Origin of the sequence: Prevotella sp. E9-3 (assembly GCF_022024015.1) — a bacterium.
Classification (GTDB): domain Bacteria; phylum Bacteroidota; class Bacteroidia; order Bacteroidales; family Bacteroidaceae; genus Prevotella.
This window is the reverse complement of record NZ_CP091786.1, coordinates 3110228-3133702: the sequence shown is the minus strand read 5'-3', so window position 1 is coordinate 3133702 and position 23475 is coordinate 3110228. Positions and strand designations below refer to the sequence as shown.

1 protein-coding gene is annotated in these 23475 nt (G+C 51.5%); it reads left to right on the top strand.

The window, feature by feature from the left end:
* The first annotated feature begins 15 nt into the window (after nucleotides 1-15).
* Nucleotides 16-23460, top strand: a complete 23445-nt coding sequence (locus L6475_RS12180; RefSeq protein ID WP_237820415.1) for a chitobiase/beta-hexosaminidase C-terminal domain-containing protein — start codon at nucleotides 16-18, stop codon at nucleotides 23458-23460.
* The last annotated feature ends 15 nt before the right edge of the window (nucleotides 23461-23475 follow it).

The following is a 23475-nucleotide window of genomic DNA, read 5'->3' as shown; positions in this document are numbered from 1 at the left end:
AACAGACCTATAGATATGAAAAGACTTATGATCAAACAGATTGTAATGACTAAAAATAATGTTTTCGGCACCATCGTCATGGCGCTTCTGATGTTAATGGGTACCACGGGGACGTGGGGACAGACAGACTATTCGGGTACATATTATATCGCCAGTGGTGGTAAAAGTTCGGGAAATGGTAATAGTTACACATACGATTCGTCTAACCCAAGCAATAACTTTTACCTTTGCCCAACGGAAGGATGGTGCTACTACCAGGCTACAAATGACTTCACTGACACAGACAACGGTCAGCCGTTCCTTACCACATATAAATGTCGAAGTGCCGCTTATCATTCTGGTAACGCTTCTGATGCTATATGGATTATTGAAAAAGCCCCTGCTTCAAATTATTATTATATTATTCAAAAGAGTACGGGCAAATATTTGGTATCCAATGGTCAGATTAGAACAACCGATAACCCTGACCGAATTCGTGTGCACCTGGAGACAATAGCCAATCCAGAGACAGAGGGTAACAAAGTACTTTTTGAATTCAATAGTCCATCTGGTACATATATAGAAATATCTCCGAAAGGGATAACTGACGGTACCTCGTCTGCTCATAAAGATCATGACAAACATAAATGGCTGACAGTCAATAATGGAAACTATACAAATCTTGTTGGTAATAGTGGTAAGATAGGTGGTCCTACTGGTTATGCAAACACATGCGGAATCATTTGTCTATACAGTGCAGGCGATGTAAACGCCCCGTTCTATCTCGAAGACGTTCCTATCCCGACTCCTACCTATACTGTAAATGCCGATGGAACGGTAGAAATTTCTTGTTCTGAGGCAGGAACCGTCATACACTATACCTTGGATGGAACAGACCCTACAGCATCCAGCGCAGTCTATTCATCGGCTTTGCCATCAGCAGATGTTCTTGCTGTATCCTCTGTCAAAGCCATTGCAGTGCGCACAATAGGTAGCCAGAAATCTGAGGTAGCCACCTTGCCAGTTATTACATATAACTACCATATCGTGAATGTGGCGAAAAACATAGCAGTTACAAGTACAGAAAAACACCCTGCAGGCTATCCATTGACGAGTGGTTACGACAATATTCCTACTGCCATCCGCAGCCCCTATATCTCGGATGAAGAGATAAAATTCTACAGGATAGATGGCGTTTTCGATGCAGGTGAGCTCATCGATGAGAATAAGATTGAGGAAACACCGACAGAGAGTGACAATATCTACATTACCTATACGAAGACGCACCTGGGAAAAAAGTTCGTGAAGCTCAGCGGCTCCAGCCCGTATAACATCAAGAATACCAGCGGTCAGTACCTTTATGACAACGGCAGTCATGCCAATGGCAGTCCTGTGACAGCAGAGACAAACAGTGCAACCAATGCTGAGGCTTATGTCACCAACAACAATCAGTTGTGGTATTTCTCTGGCGATGACCCCTACGACCTGAAAATCAAAAACGCTGAGAGTAGCACCATATATCTCACCACTTCCAGCTCTGCACCGACATGGTCGGATGCTTCCGTGTCATTCGTCCTGACAGGGCAGAGCGATGGTGCCGATGCATCACATAAGTCCATCACTTTGAAGAACCTGGCTAACGGTGAGACCGTCACGCTTGCAGTCAATACCGTGGTGCTCCCGCGTTCCTATACGCTGATTGACATGACAAAAAATGTTATCGTAAGGAATCTTCAATATGATGAAGAAGACGGCTTTATTTTACCAGAAGAATGGCGTAGCCCCTTGGTGGACTATCATTATTGGAATGCCGATGCCTTTACACAGGCGACAGCAGGCACTCCCGATGAGCCTTTTGTATTTGTTACGCCTGCTCCGACAGAAATCACCAATGCTACACAGGTTACGTCGAACAATGTGATCTACGTCACCTATACGCTGAAGGCAGACAACACCATCGACCTGGATGGTCGCAACCTCCTGAAAGACCCGGAAAAGGTGGGAGGCACAACCTATATGCTGGAGTTCCAGACTCCAAACACTGATGATTACAAGTTCTATCAGGAAGACGGTAAAGACGGAGTGATGACAGAAAAGCGAAGAGCCGTCTATCCTTATAGCAATGGTGATGCTACGCTTTATGTATATGGTAATGAACGCTGGGAGGAACAGTTAGCCAGCGGTGCCAGCACCCGTACACGTTGGCTTTGGTATCTGGAGCCTGTTATTCCTGCTGATCCCACAAAAGCTAAACTTGATCCTTACCATGTGCGTGTATCATCATACCAGAACCAAACGAGCTATAAGATTGATGACGACAACACACGCAACTTCCACTCCTACCTGATAACTTATAAGCCAACAGACTACAGTGAAGTTGTAACAGGTGTCACCAATAATAACCCCTTGGCACATGGTGGCGATGAGGATGACGAAGCCATTACGGATTTACCAAAGGGAAGCGAATACATGCTCCTGGGAACATCGACAAGCAGCCTGAAGCTGGTTACTTTCGATGAGATAACGGGTGGGGCTGTAAACGGAGTCTACGGTACCCGTCAAACTGTTCATTCTCTTGAGCAGTACTGGAAGAACAATCCCACCGTGCAGGGAAAACTGACCACCAACAAGGTGACCGCTGTGGGTCGTAGAGTAGAATTGACAGATGATCAGAAGACAGAGATAAAAAATTTAAAGATAGGGGAAGAGAACTTAGGCTGGCATGTGTACAAGGCATGGGCCAATTCTGCCCCTTGGGTGCATAACCATGATGAGGCTACTACAGGCGGCGCACCGACCACGAGCAAGAAGTTCCTGGAAGAGGAACACGTCTTCCAGACCATCGGGATGGGTGACGGTTCGTTCCGGTTAGTGCCTACTGAAATCAAGCCGATGCTGATTCTGCTCGACCAGCACGGCTGGGAGATTGTCCGTCTGCCGTTGCCCAGTGGTCCGACAGATCCTAAGCGCGCGGAGATTTACGCCAACATCCATAAGTACAGCAGTCCGATGGTGGCTCGCTACCATTTCTGGAAGACCGGCTCCAAAGCTCTGGGCTATCATAAGTTCACCGTCTCCGACTATGCTACCGTCAGTGCTACAGACCTCACGGAATATACTGCCGACGAGCTGGGCCGCGCAGACATCACCAACCCTCTGACGCCGCCCAACCTTCCTAACTACGAATCGCAGGCCCTTGTCAGTGGCAAGGAGCGCGACTGGTATGTCACCTACGATGTAGAAGATGAATATGCCAGTGCCTATGTAGGAGCAGACACTGAGGATAACACATCGCCTTCTCAGTACCTGATAAAACAAGGTGGCAACTTTGCTCAGCTGAGTGGCACATCACTCTCTTCAACAAGTACGGAACCCGATTTGGAGAATGTGCCTGAAAATATGCAGTGGTATCTGCGTCCCAACTTTGATATAGACGAAGAGATGGGCTATAACTATGAAGGGGCATACGAGGAGAAGACCAAGGAAGAAACAGAAAAAGATTATTTTGACAGTACGCGGGAGGACTGGGTCTCCACATGGTCTAACGGCTTCGATCCCTATAATGTGCAGATACAGAGCGTGTCTAATACAGCTCGTTATTTTACAGCCAACACCACGGGCGCTGAAGTCGGCAGTGCATGGACAGGTACTTCGAGCAGTATTACTACTGAGAACCTTGCCATGAGACAAACAGGCATTATCGGTCACGACCAGGTGAAGATGCAGATTACCAATGCCACCTTTATGGTAGTGGATGACGGTCATGGCAATATGCGCCTGATGCCCCGCTTCGACAATACGAAGGTCATGCAGTCGTTTACGACACTCGCCGCACCTGCTGAACAAACGGCCTCGGTCAATGAAAACCAGATATTCACCTTGAAGTTAGTGCCCCAAACCGTCCATCGCTCTTCGGAGATAAAAGCTATGGGTGGTAAATACATACTGGCAAGCGACTTTACGGCTTCAGGCTCTATCGGAACCAGGGCAGCCCCCTTCAAGGGCACTATAGAAGGTCAGATTAATCAGAGCTTTAGTGTGTCAGCCCCCTTCATCGCCTTTGCAGAAGATGCCGTGATCAAAAACGTGATTATTGAGAGTGCCACGGTCAGCGGCGACACCGTGGGAGCCATCGTTAATCAAGCCAAGGGCAACACACGCATCTACAACTGCGGTGTGAATGGCGGCACTGTCAGCGGAACTGATATTGCCGGCAGCATCGTGGGCCACTTAGACGGCTATTCGCGTGTCATCAACTGCTACAGCTATGCTGATATTACGGGAGGCTCTTACGTGGGCGGCATTGTGGGATACAACAACTATCTGTCTTCTACGTTCAATGAGGCAAACATCCGTACGATGGTGATGAACTGTATGTTCTATGGCGACATCACTGGCGGCTCGAACAAGGCTCCTATCTATAATGGCTTTATTATATCTAATAAGGATGCCACAGGCTTGGGTAACTATAACTATTTCCTGGCTGAGAAGCCATACGTGCAGAACAATCAGATTAATACCTACAACTGTGCGCTGATGGCAGAGACGCGCTTCCTGCAACGCTTCGAGTTCTACCGCCTCTTGCTGAACAGCCACCTCGAGCTGGCGGCATGGTATGCTACGGGTAGTTACAACAATAAAGACGAGATGATGAAGTGGGTGTTGGAGACAGCAGACAGAAACATCAGTGCCCCCAAGCTTTATCCCGTACTGAAGGCCCCGGGCAAATATCCTTCCATCATGAATATCGATGCTGAAAATGCCCCGACCAGTGGCGACCGTAATACAGGCAAGGTGTTAGGTTCGTTGACGGTGAACATACAGATGGGTGACGGAGCGGCATTCAATCGTCCGGCAGGTGCAAGTATTACTACTGGCAGCCTTACGCTAAATATCACCGACAAGGATTATGCGCGCTTTAACTTCAACTACCGCAAGGTGCAGTTGCCCTATTATAATGATGTGGGTACCAAGAACTATACCGGCAACCGTGTGGTGACGGGCTGGAAGATTGTGTCTATCACTGGCGGTACTGCGGGTTCTTATACCACAGGCGATGATGCCACGGCAGATGCAGAAGGCAATATCACCAGTGCGCCTTATAACTTTGCCGACCGTAACTGTACCAACAAAGACCTGTATGGCAAGAGCGGCCGCATCTTCAACCAAGGGGCCTACTGGGATGTGCCCGAAGGGGTGACAGCCATCACTATTGAGCCCTATTGGGCCAAGGCTGCCTATCTGGCTGATGCCTATCCCGATGTGGTGTATAACCAATCAATGGATACGAAATATGATGTGCCATACGTTGGTGGTGGAGAGAAATATAAAAATGGTAGCAAATACTCTATAGCGGGTGAAGAACAGGTGGTATATACCGCTGTTGGCAATGCGAAGGATGCCTTGGACAAAGACAAAACGGTCTATGACTGCGCCATCGTATTAGTGGGCAACGCCCATAACATCGGTATCTCGTCTGGCGAATCAGACCGCTCTTATACCATCATGTCGGCAGACTTTGACAATGATAACGAGCCCGACTATTCCTATATCTTGCGATTTAATAATCGTAGTCAGACCCACCCAGTAAGAGTCGATTTCCTGAACATCCCGGGTCTGGGTATGGCGCAGAAATCAACTGGCGGTACAGGTTCTTACAACTTTGGTATCATGCAGCCTATCGGTTGGTTTGAATCTACCAATACGTCGCTCTTCCGCGTCACACAGCTTGAGTATGACCGCAAAAATCGCGGTGCTGCGCCACTGATCCTGCAAGGTGGTGTGATAGAACAGTGGGTGAGTGGACAGAATGACGGTGCAGCTAACGAAACCACTTATTTTCATGTGGGTGGCAATGTGTGGTTCAAGGAGTTTCATCGGGGTACCCACCAGGACAAGCAATTACAGTCGAAGCATGTGCCTGTGTCAGTGACTGGCGGCGACTATGACGAATTCTATCTGACAGGACTCTACCGAGGTGATGTAACCAGTTACAATGATAATGTGGAATGCTATATCAATGGCGGTAGGTTCGGTACTGTTGTTGGTGCTGCCCAGGAGGGTATTGGTAACGCAACAAACCACACTAATGGTAACATCATCTGGCAGATACAGAATGCTGACATTGATGAGTTCTACGGTGGTGGCCTCAATGCAGCCAAGCCTGTGGAGGGTAATATCACGACGGTCATCACAGGTAGTCATGTCACGTTGTTCTGCGGCGGTCCTAAGTTTGGTGATATGAATACCGGCAAGACCGTCATTACCAAGGCCACTGACTGTACCTTCGGCACCTACTTCGGTGCCGGCTACGGCGGCAACTCTTACAGCCGCTATGCGCCAGGAAACAAAATTGGTGTAGAGAATATTAATTGGAACAGTTGGTTAAGCAGCGAATACAAGCAGAATTACAATGCCACCTACGATGGTGTATCCACGCAGTTCACCTATCAGTTTATTCCAAGGTCAGACAATACCAGTAACGTGGCCCGTATCCTGATTGACTTTGTCAAGTTCTCGTTGGCAACCACACGCAATGTCACATCTACGCTTACGGGATGTACGGTGACAGGCAACTTCTATGGTGGCGGCAGCTTGGGTAAGGTAGATGGCAATGTCACCTCAACGCTGACCAACTGTAGGGTGAAGGGCAATGCCTTCGGTGCAGGCTTCTCGGCATCATTGCCGACTGTAGAGGTCGATGCCATCGGATTTGATACGGAGCCTTACTACTATACTGCGACGGGTACGTATCGCGAGGGCATAAAGGCGGCCACCACCACTTATACTTGGCAGCACCGTGACAAAATCGATGCCGGCATCGACAAGACCAACCAGATTCTCTATACCACTGAAGACCTGACTACCCTTGGAGCAGTGACCGGCAAGGCCACATTGAACATTGAAGGCAATACCTTGGTCGAGGGCTATGTCTTCGACGAGGATGGTAATCCTACCACCCAGACGGGCGGTGTGTTCGGAGGCGGCGATGCCTCTGCTGCCTTGGGCGACACGGAAGTCAATGTAGAAGCGACGGGGCGCAAAGAGGGAGCGGCCTACAATGCCTACAACGTCTTCGGTGGCGGTAATGTGGCACGCGTCGGTGGCACGACGACGGTGAACATGACCAATGGCATTGTAAGCCAGCGCGTATTCGGTGGTGGTAACGAGGCTGATGTCTCTACCAATTCCAATGTGGCGATGAGTGGCGGCACAGTGCTGCAAGGCGTATATGGCGGCTGTAATGTTCAGGGTGTCATTGGCGGCGATGCCACGGTGACAATCACTGGCGGCACTATTGGTAATGCATGGTCAACGCCTGTGCCTGACCCATTGCCTGACATGGTCTTTGGCGGTGGTAAGGGTGAACCGACACTCGTCAGTGGCAATGTGACGGTGAATGTGGGAAAATCTGACCATTCAGGCGCAGCCATCGTCTGGGGTAACGTCTATGGCGGTTCGGCTTTGGGTAATACCAATGCTACGAAACCTGCCGATGCACTCGTCTTTGGTGCTGACAAGACAACGAATGTCAACCTTTATGCCGGCACTATCAATGGTAATGTCTTTGGCGGCGGCTTGGGACGAAAGGCCGTTGCGGCAGATGCTGAACATGGCATTGAGGCAGTGACAGCAGTAGAGTCTTTCGTCGGCGGTGACGTCAATGTGCTGCTTGACGGTGCAAAGCTTGTACAGACTTTCACTGGTGAAGGTGAGAATCGTATGCCTCTGACTGCTCAGATTTTCGGTGCCAACAACCTGAACGGTACGCCTAAAGGACACGTGAAAGTGCATGTAATGCGGACGGTAGATAGTGACAAATCATCGGCAGAGGCTTTGGCTAAAACTCGTACACAGAGAAATACCTACGACGTGGCTGCCGTCTATGGCGGTGGTAATCAGGCTGACTATGTACCGACGAATGCAACCTTAGACCCCAATGTGGATGGCAACAAGACCCTTATTGAGAAAGCCTTCGCCGAGGTGATTATCGACGGTTGCGACGCAACCAGCATAGAATACGTCTATGGCGGTGGTAATGCCGCTGCTGTGCCTGCCACGGAAGTAGCCATCAATGGTTCCTACATCATCAATCAAGTGTTTGGTGGCGGTAACGGTAAGAGTACCGACACCTTCACCAATCCTGGTGCCAACATAGGTATATATAATAATGGTACGACTAACTATGGCACTGGCATAACCTTTACCAAGTTGGTAGGCGGCAAGATAAATGAAGTCTATGGTGGTAGTAACACCTTGGGTAACGTGCGAGGTGGAACGACATTGAAGAGAGAGACGCCTGGGGAAGGTGCCTGCGACCTGGAGGTCGGCGAAATCTACGGTGCCGGACAGGTGGCGCCGATGGATGGTGATGTCAACATCATTCTTGAGTGTATGCCAGAGTCGTTTGTCGATGCGGTATATGGCGGTGCAAAAAATGCTGTTGTCAATGGTGACGTGCGGCTGACGGTGACCAGCGGTAAGTACGGTCGTGTGTTCGGTGGTAATAACGAGGGTGGCAGCATCAACGGCTCCATCACCGTCAATGCCTACGAGGATGGCTGTAAACCACTGATTATCGGCGAACTCTACGGCGGTGGCTTCAAAGCACCTTATTCTATATATGGATGTACCGAGAACAGTGGTACATGGACAGCCAATACGGAAGGCACGCTCAACTTCGACCAAGAAGCAGCAGGACGTGCCGCTGTTGAGGTGAATGTTTATTCATGTACCTCTATCGGCAAGGTGTTCGGCGGTGGCTATCAGGCTCCGGTTATCGGCAATACCCATGTCTATATCAATACTATGCAGGGTATCGTTGATGGAAAAAAACAGACTTATGAAACAACTCCAGAGAAAGTATATATCGGCAAGATAGGTCAGGTGTTCGGTGGCGGCAATGCTGCCACTGTGACAGGCAACACGACGATAGATATCGGTACCGCAACTGTCAACAAAGAACATTCAACAGGTGAAGATGCAGAAAAAATAGGTGTCAACATCGTGAGTGGCAGTTATCTCAAGCCCGACAATAATGCCGACGGGAATGCCACCGAATCGATTGACGCAGGTGTCTATGGTGGCGGTTATTCTGCTGACGTAGAAGGTAGTGCGACTCTTAACATCGGTACTGTAGAGCAGAATCAGGGCATCAACATTGCTGGCAATATCTTCGGTGGCGGCTTTGGTGAGTCAACCCATGTAACGGGCGATGTAACAGTCAATATCGGTAAAAATGCGGGTACTAATGAGTCTCCGAATTACGTTGGCTATGCCAATATCACCGGCGACGTCTATGGCGGCAGTGCCAAGGGTAAGGTTAATTCCAGTCTCGTAAGTAGTGTAGAGACGGCAACAGAAGGAAAGACCACGCAGGTGAACCTCTATGGCGGTACCATCACCGGCAGTATGTATGGCGGCGGTCTGGGAGATTTGGCAAGTTTAGGCGATGGTCATACAGATGTGGCTGCCGACGTCTATGGTCCTGTGGCAGTAAATGTCTATGGCGGCAATGTAGACAAGGTGTTTGGCTGTAACAATGTGCTGGGTACTCCGAAGAGCACTGTGGCTGTTGCTGTCAATGGCGGTACTATCGACAACAGTGTATATGGCGGCGGTAACCAGGCTGCTTATACAGCACCTGCCGGTAGTGAAAACTATCCGACCATCACCGTCGTCAACGGCACCATCTTGGAGAATGTCTTCGGTGGCGGTCTCGGTCTGACGGCAACCGTCACAGGTAATCCTCAAGTGACGATTGGTGACAATGTTGAGGGACACGCCGTAGCCATCAAGCAGTCTGTCTATGGTGGCGGTGAAGAGGCGCAAGTTGCCGGCAATACTGTTGTTACTCTCAACAGTGGTACTATAGGTACGCCAAAGGATGGCGAAACCGTGTATGGCGGCGCTACTTATGGTAATATCTATGGTGGCGGACTTGGTAGAACGGATAATGCCGTGGCAGGTATGGTACAGAAGAATACGAATATCAATATCGTCGGTGGTACAGTGCTACATAATATATATGGTGGCGGTGCCTACGGTTCGGTGGGCTCCTATACCTACAATGAGAGTACGAAAGAAACAACCTGTGCTGAGAACACAGGTACTGCCAATATCACTGTTACCGGCGGTACTATTGGTACTGATGGACACGAGAATGGAATGGTTTTCGGTGCATCGCGTGGTGACGTGGCTGCACCTGAAGGTACACACGACCGTCTGGCATGGGTCAACAATACCAATGTCGTCATCGGTACGAGCGGTGAAGGACATGGCACGGCTGCTCCAGAACCTCAGATTAAAGGCTCCGTATATGGCGGCGGTGAGAACGGTCATACATACAAAAATACTTCTGTAGCCATCCATAGCGGTACGATTGGTACTACGGAAGCCATGCCTTCTGACCCTGCAGATCAGAAAGGTGCTAAATATCCTTATCGTGGCAACGTCTATGGCGGTGGTTGCGGTACGGACAAGTATTATTCAGGAACTGTCCCCGCTGGTCATACGGCAAATGATGGAAGAGGTGATACGTACAATCCTCTGTCAGGTATCGTTCAAGGTACGACGACGGTCGTGATTGACGGTGGCCATATTGTTCACAATGTCTATGGTGCCGGTGCTATGGGTTCTGTAGATGGCAGTACGAATGTCACCATCAGTGGCGGTACTATCGGTGCCAATGGCGGCGATGGCGGCTTCGTCTATGCTGCTGCCCGTGGTGATGCGGCATTGACCGATGCCAATCAGGCATACGTCGGCAGCACCGCGCTGACCATCAGCGGCGGTACCATCTGGGACAGTGCCTTCGGTGGCGGTCAGTCTGGTATCGTTAAGGGTAACGTCAGTGTCACCGTCAGCGGCGGCACCGTCAAGAACGATGTCTATGGCGGCGGCGCACTGGCAAATACCAATACCGATAACTGGGATACTCCGGGCAGTGCAACGAAATATGTCGAGGCAACAGGACTTAATGACGCGACGTATTATAATACAATAACTATACCTGTTGGCGAGTCTGTTGTTGGATATTATACTTATACTGGTTCTGCCTATGTAGCCGCTACAGGCACAGCCGTTAAGGATGTTACATATTACCAACGTCTGACCGGTGCTCCGATTGCCGGTTATTATACAAAGGAAGGAGATGTCTATACCCTCCAAACTTCAGGAACAGCAGATACAGAAACAACATACTATAAGAAAGTGGTAGTTGGTTCATGGGCTACTGGAAAGAATAGTAACGAAACTGGCACTGTCAACAAGACTACCGTCATTCTGACTGGCGGTTCGGTAGGTAATGTCTATGGTGGTGGTCTTGGTAATTCCACAACTGCTGCCAATGTTTACGGCGATGTAAAGGTGACGGTTAACAAGCCTGATGAACTGACTTCTACTGGTGGTACGGGTATCGGCTTCTCACACAAGGAAGAGCGTGTAACTTTCGGTGGCAAGGAATACCTCATTCCGCTTACAGGTCGTGTCTTTGGCTGTAACAATATTAATGGTACGCCGACAGGTAATGTCAGGGTTGAGGTATATTCTACCCGTCAGGCTGACGAAAATGGAAATGTTATTTCTAATTCTGAGCATAGTCCTAACAGCAGCAATAACAGATACGAGATACAGGGTGTCTATGGTGGCGGTAACCTGTCGGACTATCTCCCTGCCGATGGAAAGGGCACCAGTGTCTATGTTGACGGGTGTGATGTCACCAGTATAGAAAAAGTTTATGGCGGCGGTAACTCTGCTTCAGTACCTTCGTCCCATGTCACCGTCAATGGCTCTTACGATATCGGTTATGCCTTTGGTGGTGGTAATGGTGGTGATTTGGTCAAGAAAGATGGCACGTGGTATGATAATGATGGTGCCATAGTCATTGGCACGGCTCATATCGCTCCTATCGGTGGAAAAATCGGTGCCGTTTTCGGCGGCAGTGATGCAAAGGGTAATTGTGGCTCTGTAGAAATAGACAAATCACAGACAAACCCGGATTGTGCATTAAAGATTATCCGTATGTACGGTGCCGGTAACGAGGCCGATGTTGACAATGTCAATATCATCATATCAAGTTGCTCCGGAGGTTCTGAGGCAGAAATAGAATACGTCTATGGCGGTTCCTATAATGCAAATGTCGCACATGACGTGACGCTCACCATCACGGCAGGTAAGTTTAAGAATATCTATGGCGGTAACGACCGTACAGGTAGTATCGGTGGTAATATTACTGTCAATATTGAAGAGACGGACAACTGTATGCCTATCACTATTCAGAACCTTCTTGGCGGTGGCTATCAGGCTCCTTATCCCGGTACTAATACTAAAAATGGTACGGAAATTACGACACCTGGAAAAATCACTGTGAACGTCAAGTCTGCTACACATATTGATAATATATATGGTGGCAGTTTCAAGGCTGACGTAAATGGCGATACAGAGGTGAACATCAACATGACTAAGGGCTATTTTGCCGGAAAAACATATAGTGGAGAAGCCATTGCAGATGATGTCGGCACTATTGGAAATGTGTATGGCGGTGGTAACCAAGGTGTGGTAAGAGGCAATGCTACGGTCAATATTGGTACGGCAACCACAGTAGGATATGTTACTGAACCGATACATCTTAGAACTGAGCCAGGAACAGAGTTGCCAAAGACTGATGGTTTATACGTAGTTCCCGTCGTCGGAGCCAGAATCACTGGCAATGTGTTCGGCGGCGGTAACGAGGCCAATGTTAATAGTAGCACGGCTGTCAATATAGGTACTGCTGTTACGAATGTTTCCGTCGGCGGCAGTGTTTATGGTGGCGGTAGTCAGGCTGATGTGCTGAAGAATACCAACGTCACGATGGCTGGCGGCTATGTATTCGACGGTGTCTATGGCGGTGGTCTGCATGGTTCTGTAGGAACAGCTGCGGTGGATGGCGAAGGCAATGTCCTGCCAGATGCTATCGTTTATCATACTGGCACTGAGGCTCACGCAGGATGTATCGGCAAGATTGTCAATTATAAAGCAAACACGGGTAAGAGTACCGTTGTTGTCACTGGTGGTCAGGTGGGTCCTGTAGAGACTGCGTTAGCAGACGGCGGTATGAAGAATACAGGTCACTTGTTAGGTATTGACGGTCCTGTCGATGTAGGTTTCGTATTCGGTGCCGGTCGTGGTGAGGTGGAAGACCCTGCTACGGACAAGGATGCCGATTTCCGTACGTTTGTTAAGGAAACGGATGTAACTGTCGGTGGTACAGCCTTCATCATGGCCTCTGTCTATGGCGGCGGTGAGAACGGTCGTGTGGCGAACGATACTCATGTCACCATTGAAGAGGACTGCCAGATTGGTTGCGGTGAAGGAAAGGTGACGGACGGGAAGCCTGTCCGCTATACGACAGCACAATGGACTGGCGAGGACGCTTCTAACTTCACTGAATGTGCAAGCTGGTATTTTAAATCTCCGTATTGGCCTTATGACCCGTATGGAGGCGATGATGCCGGTCTCGAAGGCACTGACGGTCACACTTACTACGGTAATGTGTTCGGTGGCGGTTCGGGCTACTTCCCATATAAGAGGGCTGACGGCACGCACGACTGGCTCCGTTCTGCTGGTGCCGTATATGGTAATACGGTGATAGATATTACTGGCGGTCATATCCTGAACTGCGTCTATGGCGGCAACGAGTTGACGGATGTGACGGGCAAGGCTACGGTGAAGATGACGGGTGGTACGCTGGGTGTACCTCGCACAGATTCACAGATGAAGAATCATCCTGTCACCTGCTACCTCTTCGGTGGCGGCAAGGGTGATCAGCGTACACACTTCAACACCTGGACCAACGTAGGCAGTACAGAAGTGAAAGTGTCGGGCACAGCCCGCATCTTCGGTTCTGTCTTCGGTGGTGCTGAGGACGGACACGTACTGGGCAATACGACGGTGAACATTGGCGGCGAAGTGAAAATCGACCTCAATGGCGATGGCGATACGACTGACGAAGGTGAGACGTTCATAGCCCAAAGTGGACTTAAGATTGGTACTACGGGAACCTCATACGTAGATGGTAACGTCTTTGGTGGCGGCCGTGGCTTCAGTGGTTTAGCACTGACGGCTGGCTCTGTTCACGGCAACATCGAACTTACTATCAATGGCGGCACCATGCTTGGTTCTGTCTATGGCGGTGGTCGTCTGGCATCAGTGGGTATCGATATGGTGGATGCCACTCTCGCGGACGGTTCTCCCAACCCAGCATACGGTCTGCTCAAGGATGATACAGATAGCGAGACCTGTGGACATATCACCGTTAGCATTACTGGTGGTACCATTGGTAACGATGTCGCCGGTGCCGAGTATGGCGGCAATGTCTTCGGTGGCAGCATGGGACGTCTCACGAAGCTTGATGGCACTACGAATCCACAGTGGCCAAAACTGGCAGCATCGAAACTGACCAATGTCACCATCAGCGGCGGCACCATCAAGCGGAATGTCTATGGCGGTAGTGAGTATGGTATCGTTCGTAACCGTGCCACGGTGAATGTTTCTGGCGGCACTATTAATGGCAGTGTCTTTGGTAGCGGTCGCGGTAGTGAAAAAACTGAAAAGCAGACCATCGCCGTGGCGGGATATGACAACTCCTATTACACATTCACCCCGATGCTGTGGGCAGGCTGTGTGTCAGGCAGTACGTTTGTCAACATCTCAGGCGGTACTGTCAAGAAGAATGTCTATGGCGGCGGTGAGCTGGCCTCGGTGGGCCTCATCGACTTCGTGAGCGACGCAAGCGGCAAATTCACCAATATGACAAAGCATGAGAGTCTGACAAACGGCTTCGGTCTGAGTTGGCCATACGAGTTCCACTATCATGCTGCTGCGCCGAGTGATCTTCCTGCCGTAGGTGGTAAAGAGATTGGCGGTAAGGCTACGGTGACTATCATTGGCGGTAAGATTGGTGATGCTTCAAATGCTGAAAGCGGTTACGTCTTCGGTGGCGGTATGGGTAAGCCGATGGAACGCTATACAGAAGCCTTCATGGCAAATGTCCGTGAGACGGAGGTCAGCATCAAATATGCCTCAACGGCTACAGCCTTGTCAGACGACAACTGCATCACCGGTGCCGTCTATGGCGGTGGTGAGAATGGTCACGTCTATGAGAATTCCGCAGTCAATATCACAGGTGGTCTGATTGGTTACAGCGTCTATGGCGGTGGTAAGGGTATTGATAAATACAAGGCTACGCTTAAGAACTGGAAAAATAACGGGGCAACTACTTACGAGACAGACATCTATAGCATCACTGCCGGTAAGGTGTATGGCAATACGAGCGTCACCATGTCTGGTGGTCATGTGATGCGTAATGTCTATGGCGGTGGCTACATGGCTTCCGTGGGTAAGGGTAACTATGCCGGCGGTGCTGATGACTACTCTGACTTCACGTCGGAGAAGTTCGGACACATGAGCGGCTATGGTGAGACTATCACGGGTAACCTGTGGGATGGCATTAGCGAGAATAGCCAAGCCTTCCTCAACAGCGGTAAAGCAACGGTTACCATCACTGGCGGTACAGTTGGTACTCCTGTGGGAACTGCGGAAGACGAGTTTGGCGGTCTGCCAACTGGTAATGTCATTGGTGGCTCAAAGGGTGAACCGGCACCTAACATCTTCAATATGCCGGTTCATGAATATAATCCTACCTTCCACGTTGGTAACATTAACGAGGCAGAGGTTATCATTGGTGACAAGAATAACATTGGTGTCGGTCCACGCATCTATGCTTCTGTCTATGGCGGTGGTCAGGATGGTCACATGCGTCGTGACAGTAAGGTGACTATCTATGGTGGTGAGATTGGCCTCAGCAGCAGTGATATTAGTAGTAAATATGCTAACGATGGCATTCCTGCCAATACCCTGCAATGGGAACACCGAGGCAATGTCTATGGCTCTGGCTCCGGTATCGGAAAGTTTGAATATGACTACAATGGTAATGGAACCACAGGTGCTGACCAATATTATGAATTCGACAGCGATGGAGATGGCACTGCCGAGAAACACTATGAAGTAGGCATGAGCCACTTGGCTGGCTGCGTGGCTCGCTTCAGTGAAGTGAATATTCTGGGTGGTACTATTCACCGCAGTGTCTATGGCGGTGGCTCCGTGGCCGGTACGGGTATGCCGAAGTTCTATGGTCAGAACTACGAACCTTATAAGAAGGGTGATACCGCAGAAGGACATGGCCCGGGTAAACAGTCACAGAATACGGTGACTATCAGCGGTGGTACCATCGGTGAAGTCGGCTATGGCGGCAACGTCTTCGGAGCCAGCCGTGGTGAAGCCGAATTGGTTGCCGTGGAGAACCCGATGTTTGCCACTGCCATCTGGACAGAGGTGAACATCAAGCCGTACAAGACAGAGGCTGGTATCTACGACTATAGCAAGAGTCCCGTCATTTACGGCAACGTCTATGGCGGCGGTGAGTTAGGCAGTGTGAAGAAGGATACCAAGGTCAGCCTCACCGGCGGCGAGATCAAGCACAATGCCTACGGCGGCGGTAAGGGTATCAAGGCCGATGTAGGAGCCGTGGAGGCAAACATCGGCGGCAACACCACCGTGGAACTGAACAGGGGTGTCGCTAATGGTGTCAAGGGCTGTATCGTTAGCAAGGTCTTCGGCTGTAATGACCAGAATGGTACGCCGAAGGGACATGCCTTAGTGCATGTATATGCTACGCAGCATAAGAACCAACTGACCATCGGTAGTAAGTATGCGAAGTTCAAGAGTATGGAGGGTGGATATACTTTAACGAACTATAAGGACAATACCGATGATGACGACCTTAAGAAAATCGCATTATCTGTCTTGACGACAGATGAGATTGAAGCATTTGAGGGACAAATTGATGGTGGCGCTGACGCTACTGCCAAGACGGCTGCTCTTAACAAGTATATAGAAGCCATTGCTGACAAGAAATACGATGTACTTGGAGTATATGGTGGCGGCGACCTGGCTCGCTACGAACCAACAGATATTCGTAATGAGAATACGGAGGTCATCATCGATGGCTGTGATGTAACAAGCATTAAGCAGGTCTATGGTGGTGGCAACGCTGCCTCCACTCCTGCAAATAATGTCAGAATTAATGCTGCTTACGAAATCCATGAGGCATTCGGTGGCGGTAATGGTGACGATGCTTATGAGTTGAACGGCAAGTGGTATGAGAACCCGGGTGCCAATGTGGGCTACTATGCAACCTTCCATCATGACACCACAGACCCGGAAAAAGGAACAACTCAAAGTAATCCTTATCCCCGTGTTGAGAACGACAATGCCAAGACTAAAGAGAATCGCCGTGCCAACTATTCTTACGGAAAAGGCACAGCTACGCTAGTGATTACTGGCGGATATGTCCACTCGACCTTTGGCGGTAGTAACGAGAGAGGAAACGTCAGAGAAGAGGTCGTTACCATTAAGGAAGGTGCGGGAGTTTGTCCAATGACTGTTGATAGATCATACCCTGCAGGAAACCATGCCGATACTGACGGCACCGCAAAGCTGGAATCGGGATGCCAAGATGCCTATCAGGCTGCTATCTATGGTGGTGCTAATGCCGCAAATGTGTATAGCGATGTGGTCATTGACATCACCAATGGCAGCTACGGCAAGATATACGGTGGTAACGATACCAGCGGTAGGATATACGGTTCGATCACGATCAATGTGCATGAGGAAGGCTGTAAGCCAATTGTTATTGGTGAGATTTATGCCGGCGGTAAGGGTGTCGATGCTCCTTATTCTATCTATGGTTATGAAGACAACGGCTCTATCCGTACCAAGGCAGAATACGAGGCCTTGTCTCCAGAAAAGAAAGCGGAAATCAGAGTCAACCGTGATCCGCAGATCAATATCATCTCTGCAACGAAGATTGGCACTATCTATGGTGGCGGCGATGAGGCCCAAGTGATAGGTAGCCCGTCTATCAATGTCAATATGAAGAATGGTTATGTGCCGAAGAAGTATGTAAATGAAAAGCCTGCCGACTTTAGTGTTGGAGATCATGTAGGTACTGACCATGAAGGCTTGATAGATTCGTATACCGTAAAGGAGATTGATGGAGAAGGTAAAGCCATTCTTGAATTAGGCACCATCGGTTCTATCTATGGCGGTGGTAGGCTGGCTGATGTTCAGGGCGATACGCATGTGGAGATTGGTACTGGTAAATGGCTGAACGCAAGTGGTCAAAGAGAGACGACCGATGCAGACGGTAAAGTCTATACCTACAATACCGCCACTGGTAAATGGGACTGGATTTTGAAGGTTGGTGACGAAATCACGTCATCAGGTACTGTTGACGTAGCCCCTGTTCCTGCCCGTAACGCTGCCACTATCACCGGCAATGTGTTCGGCGGCGGTAAGGGTAAGGCTGATACCTTTGAGTGTGAGAAAGCCATGGTGGGAGTGGATGACACTGACATGGGAAGCACTTCTGTCGTCATTGCCAACGGCTCGGTGGGCGGCTCCGTCTATGGCGGTGGTGAGATAGGCCGAGTAAAGAAAGACACGGAGGTGACCGTCGGCGTAGAAGGTGAGGTGGCTAACGATAGCAAGTTCAAACCTGAAATTGTAGGTAATGTCTTCGGTGCCGGACAAGGCGTGGAGACCCACGGTTATTCTGGTCTGACACGTGGCAACAGTACGGTCACCATTCAGGGCTTGGCAAAGATCAAGGGCTCTGTCTATGGCGGTGGCGAGAAAGCTACCGTGGGACAGTATGATATAGATGTCAACGGAAAACCAACGACGCCAATCAGTGGCGGCGTATGTACGGTCACCATCAAAGACAATGCTGAGATTGGCCCTGACAACATGGTGATGAACAACACCACGACAGGTAAGCCTGATGACGCCGGCCATGTGTTTGGTGCCGGCAAGGGTGTCATTCCTGGAGATTATACATACGCAGATAATGAACATAAACCCCAGAAGGCATCGGGAGCCACACTGGTGTATATCGACACGGAAGACGACTATATTGATCATATCGAGACGCTTGGCTTGGCCTCTGAGACGCATGTCACCGTCGGCGGCAATGCCTTCGTCAAGGGTTCTGTCTATGGCGGTAGTGAGAACGGCTATGTGCAGACCGATACACATGTAACCATAGAGGGAACTTGTCAGATTGGTGCCGGATATGATACCGACCATTCTCTGTCTCTGCCGAAATATGCAGAAGAAGAATTCATTGACCCGAAAGTGACTCCTGTTACGGAGGAGAATGTATTGCAGGAGTGTAATCACTGGCCGTATGGCGAGCAAGACGGAGAAGACAAATTTGCACCATACGATCCATACACGCATACCGTTGGAGATGACGGCCATACGTTCTATGGCAATGTCTTTGGCGGCGGCTCCGGCTACTATCCTTATGCGTCGGGCAAGTGGCACTTCAAGGCCGGCTCTGTAGGTGGCAACACTACGGTGAACATCACCGGCGGTCACATCCTGACCAATATCTATGGCGGCAACGAGATGACCAACGTCAAGGGCGACACCCATGTCACTTTCGGCGGAACGGCGACGCTCGGTGTGCCACGCACCTTGGCGCAGATAGCTGCTCACCCCGTCTCCTGCTACCTCTTCGGTGCGGGCAAGGGCGACCAGCGCGTATTCTTCAACATGCAGACCAACGTCAAGAACGTCAATGTTGACGTCACCGGCGGCACCATCTACGGCTCCGTCTTCGGCGGCGGTGAGGATGGTCACGTCTTAGGCAACGTGACGATGAACATCGGTACGGCGGCAGTGGGAACCGAGGGACAGACAGGCTACGTTGCTGCTTCCGGGCCAACCATCGGCACTTGGGGCACCAGCTACGTCGAGGGTAACGTCTTCGGCGGTGGCCGTGGCTTCGCAGGCGATGCGCTGACTGCCGGAGTGGTTTGCGGCAATGTCGATATGAACATCATGGGCGGCACCATGCTCGGCTCCATCTATGGTGGTGGCCGACTGGGTTCCATCGGTACTCATCTGGAGCCGTCTAACCATGCCAACTATGGCAAGCTGATACCTGACAACAGCGACGAGGACTACGAGACGGGAGATGACGATGTGCATTCCGGCTCCACTCACGGTTATGTCACCATCAACATCAGCGGCGGCACCATAGGTAACAATAATGAGTACATCATTCCGCAGGCGGGCAACATACCCAGCGACCTTGACGACGCAGACCCCAAGAACTGGGAGACAGCCGACTGGACGACGTGGAAGGAGCATAACAACGTGCCCAACACGGACTATGTCTATGACAAAGACCTTGGCTTTGTCCGCCTGACCCATACCAAGGGCGGCAACGTCTTTGCCGGTGCCATGGGCCGCATGTATGCCCTCGACGGCACGACGCCGCTCACGCGCTGGTACGACTTAGGCATGGTGAAGAGCACCCGCCTGACCATCACCGGCGGCACCATCAAGAGCAACGTCTATGGTGGCGGCGAGCTGGGCTGGACGGCTGGCAAGCACAAGCATAGCAACACTGCACTGACGGCAACCGACTGCCTGAGCACCGAGATAGTCATCCGGGGCGGCACCATCGGCACCGAGGTGAAGGAGGCTGGCGTAACGCGCTATACCTTCGGCAGCGTCTATGGCGGCGGCTATGGCAACGCCAAGGAGAAGCTCTCAGACGTTGCTCCTGATGATGCCGTCGGTGCCACCAACCCGAAGTTCATTGCCGGACGTGTTGTCGGCGCCACCTCTGTCAGGATGGAGGACGGATGGGTGAAGGGCAGCATCTTCGGCGGTGGCGAAGTGGCCAACGTGGGACTGGGCTTCTACAGCTATAAATCCGACAATATCGGTGGCACGAAGGGCGGCTTCACCAAGGACGACAGCGGCATAGCCAAGACGGGCGAAACCATCACTGATACCGACATTGCCCAGGTGAGTACCTACGTTGATGTCAGCGGCGGTACTGTGGGCATAGAGCCCATCACCGTTTCTGGTAAACTGCGATGCTTTGGCGGAGCCACTATGGGCAACGTCTATGGCGGCGGCAGCGGCAACCGCACCATCGTGCGCTGCGGACTGGTGCTGGGCAACAGCAACGTCAGCATCAGCCAGGCCGAGGGCAAGACCACACGGATATACCATAACGTCTATGGCGGCGGCTCCTTCGGCAGCGTGGGCGACTATGAATATGAGTCGCAAGAAGACCCTGTCATCCATACAGAAAAGGTCTATGGCGTACAGAAGATGCATACTGCCGGCACTGGTGAGGCTACGGTCAGCATCACGGGCGGCACCATAGGCAGCAACGGCCACGAGAACGGCATGGTGTTCGGTTCGTCACGCGGCGACATCGCCAACCCGCACTCACGCGACAACTACATGGCGTGGGTCAACAACGCCACGGTAACCATTGGTACGAAGGGCGGCACCTACGCTACTCCGACGGTCAAGGGTTCTGTCTATGGCAGCGGCGAGAACGGCCATACGTTCGGCAACACCGTGGTGACCGTCAACAGCGGTACGGTGGGCGTGCCTCCCGGTGATCCGATTGTCGTGCCTGACCCCAGCGCCCCCAACGACCCGGAGAAGGCCACGACCTATTACGGTGCCAACTATCCATTCCGTGGCAACGTCTATGGCGGCGGTTGCGGTACTGACACCTACGTGGAAAATAACGAGGTGAAGTATAACCCCGAGGCGGGCATCGTGCGCGGCAACACCACCGTCAACATCAACGGCGGACTGATAGCACACAGTGTCTATGGTGCCGGCTCTATGGCATCGGTGGGAACCATTGGAACGGACCCCATCAAACATGACTCTGCGGAGAACGGCTTCGCCCTTAGCTGGCCATACGAGTTCACGTTTGCCGACAACACCGGCAAGGCCACCGTCAACATCAACGGCGGCCACATCGGTGTACAGCTTACCGACGGCAACATAGAGATAAAGGGCGACGGCGACGTCTATGGTAGTGCGCGCGGTGAGGCCGGCGACCGCTACAAGACGGCACACTTCGCCTACGTGCGTGAGACAGAGGTAAACGTCAACTTCCCCGACACGTGTACCGCCACGTTTGCCAACTACAGTACTGATCTGGGCAAGTGGTGCGTCACCGGCTCCGTGCACGGCAGCGGTGAGAACGGCTATGTGTATGGCGACACCCATGTAACGCTGAAAAAGGGTCTCATCGGTCACTCGCTCTATGGTGCCGGCAAGGGTAACGGTACCTATACGAAGCGTATAAAAAGGATATACGATGCCGAGGAATACGATGCCCAGATATACAGCCTCATTGCCGGTCGCGTGATGGGTAACACCTATGTCACGATGACCGACGGCCACGTAGGACGCAACGTCTATGGCGGCGGTAACATGGGCTCAGTGGGCAAGGGCAACTATGCCGGCGGTACCGACGACTACAACCAAACCGGTTACGGCGAAGCCATCAATGGCAAACTCTGGACCAGCACCACCGAGGGCGACAATGCCTGGCACTTCCTCAATAGCGGCAAGACGCATGTGACGGTCACCGGCGGCATCGTGGGCTACATCGATGAGACGGATCCCACCAGGAGCATGAAGAACGGTCTGCCATACGGCAACGTCTTTGGCGGCAGTGCTGGTGAGGCGGCACCAAATGTGCCTTTAAACCTGGATCCGCGCTACGAGTTCTGCCCGGCCTTCTTCTCAGGCTACGTCAACGAGACCGATGTCACCATCGGCACTCTGGGACAGGACAACGACGATGCCGGACAGACCGGTAAGGCACCGCGCATCCTCGGCTCCGTCTATGGCGGCGGTCAGGACGGACACGTGCGCCGCTTGACTCACGTCACCGTGAACAGTGGCGTGATAGGCATGCCCTTCACCGAGGCGAACAAGACGCTCCTGCAGCAGTTGGGCATCAACGACCCGCAGTGGCTCTATCGCGGCTGCGTCTATGGCGGCGGATCGGGCATCAGCGAGTTCAAGTACGATTTCAACGGCGACGGCGACTACGACGACACCTACAACATCGATGGCGTGGAGTATAAGGAGATGGGATTCAGCAACTCGTCCGGATCGGTGACCCACTTCACCACGGTCGATGTGCTGGGCGGTCTCGTCTATCGCGCCGTTCTTGGCGGTGGCTCGTTAGGCTCGGTGGGCGCTCCGAAGATTAATCAGCCCAACTACGCCGAACGCAGGACAGCCACTGCTGCCGAATGGGGCGGTCAGAGCCTGAACCAGGTGAACGTGGGCGGCGGAAAGGTGGACGGCAATGTCGTCAAAGCCACCATCGGCGAACCCACGGGCGTGGCTGCCGGCTACGGTGGCAACGTCTTCGGTGGCGGACGAGGCGAGGCCGGGCTGGGAAGCGACTTTGGAACGTCTATCTGGACACAGGTGAATGTCAAGAACGGTGCCAACATCCTGGGCAACGTCTACGGTGGCGGTAATGCCGGACCCGTGCTGAAGGACACCGAAGTGAAGATAGGTGAGTGAGGTGAGTATATGAAA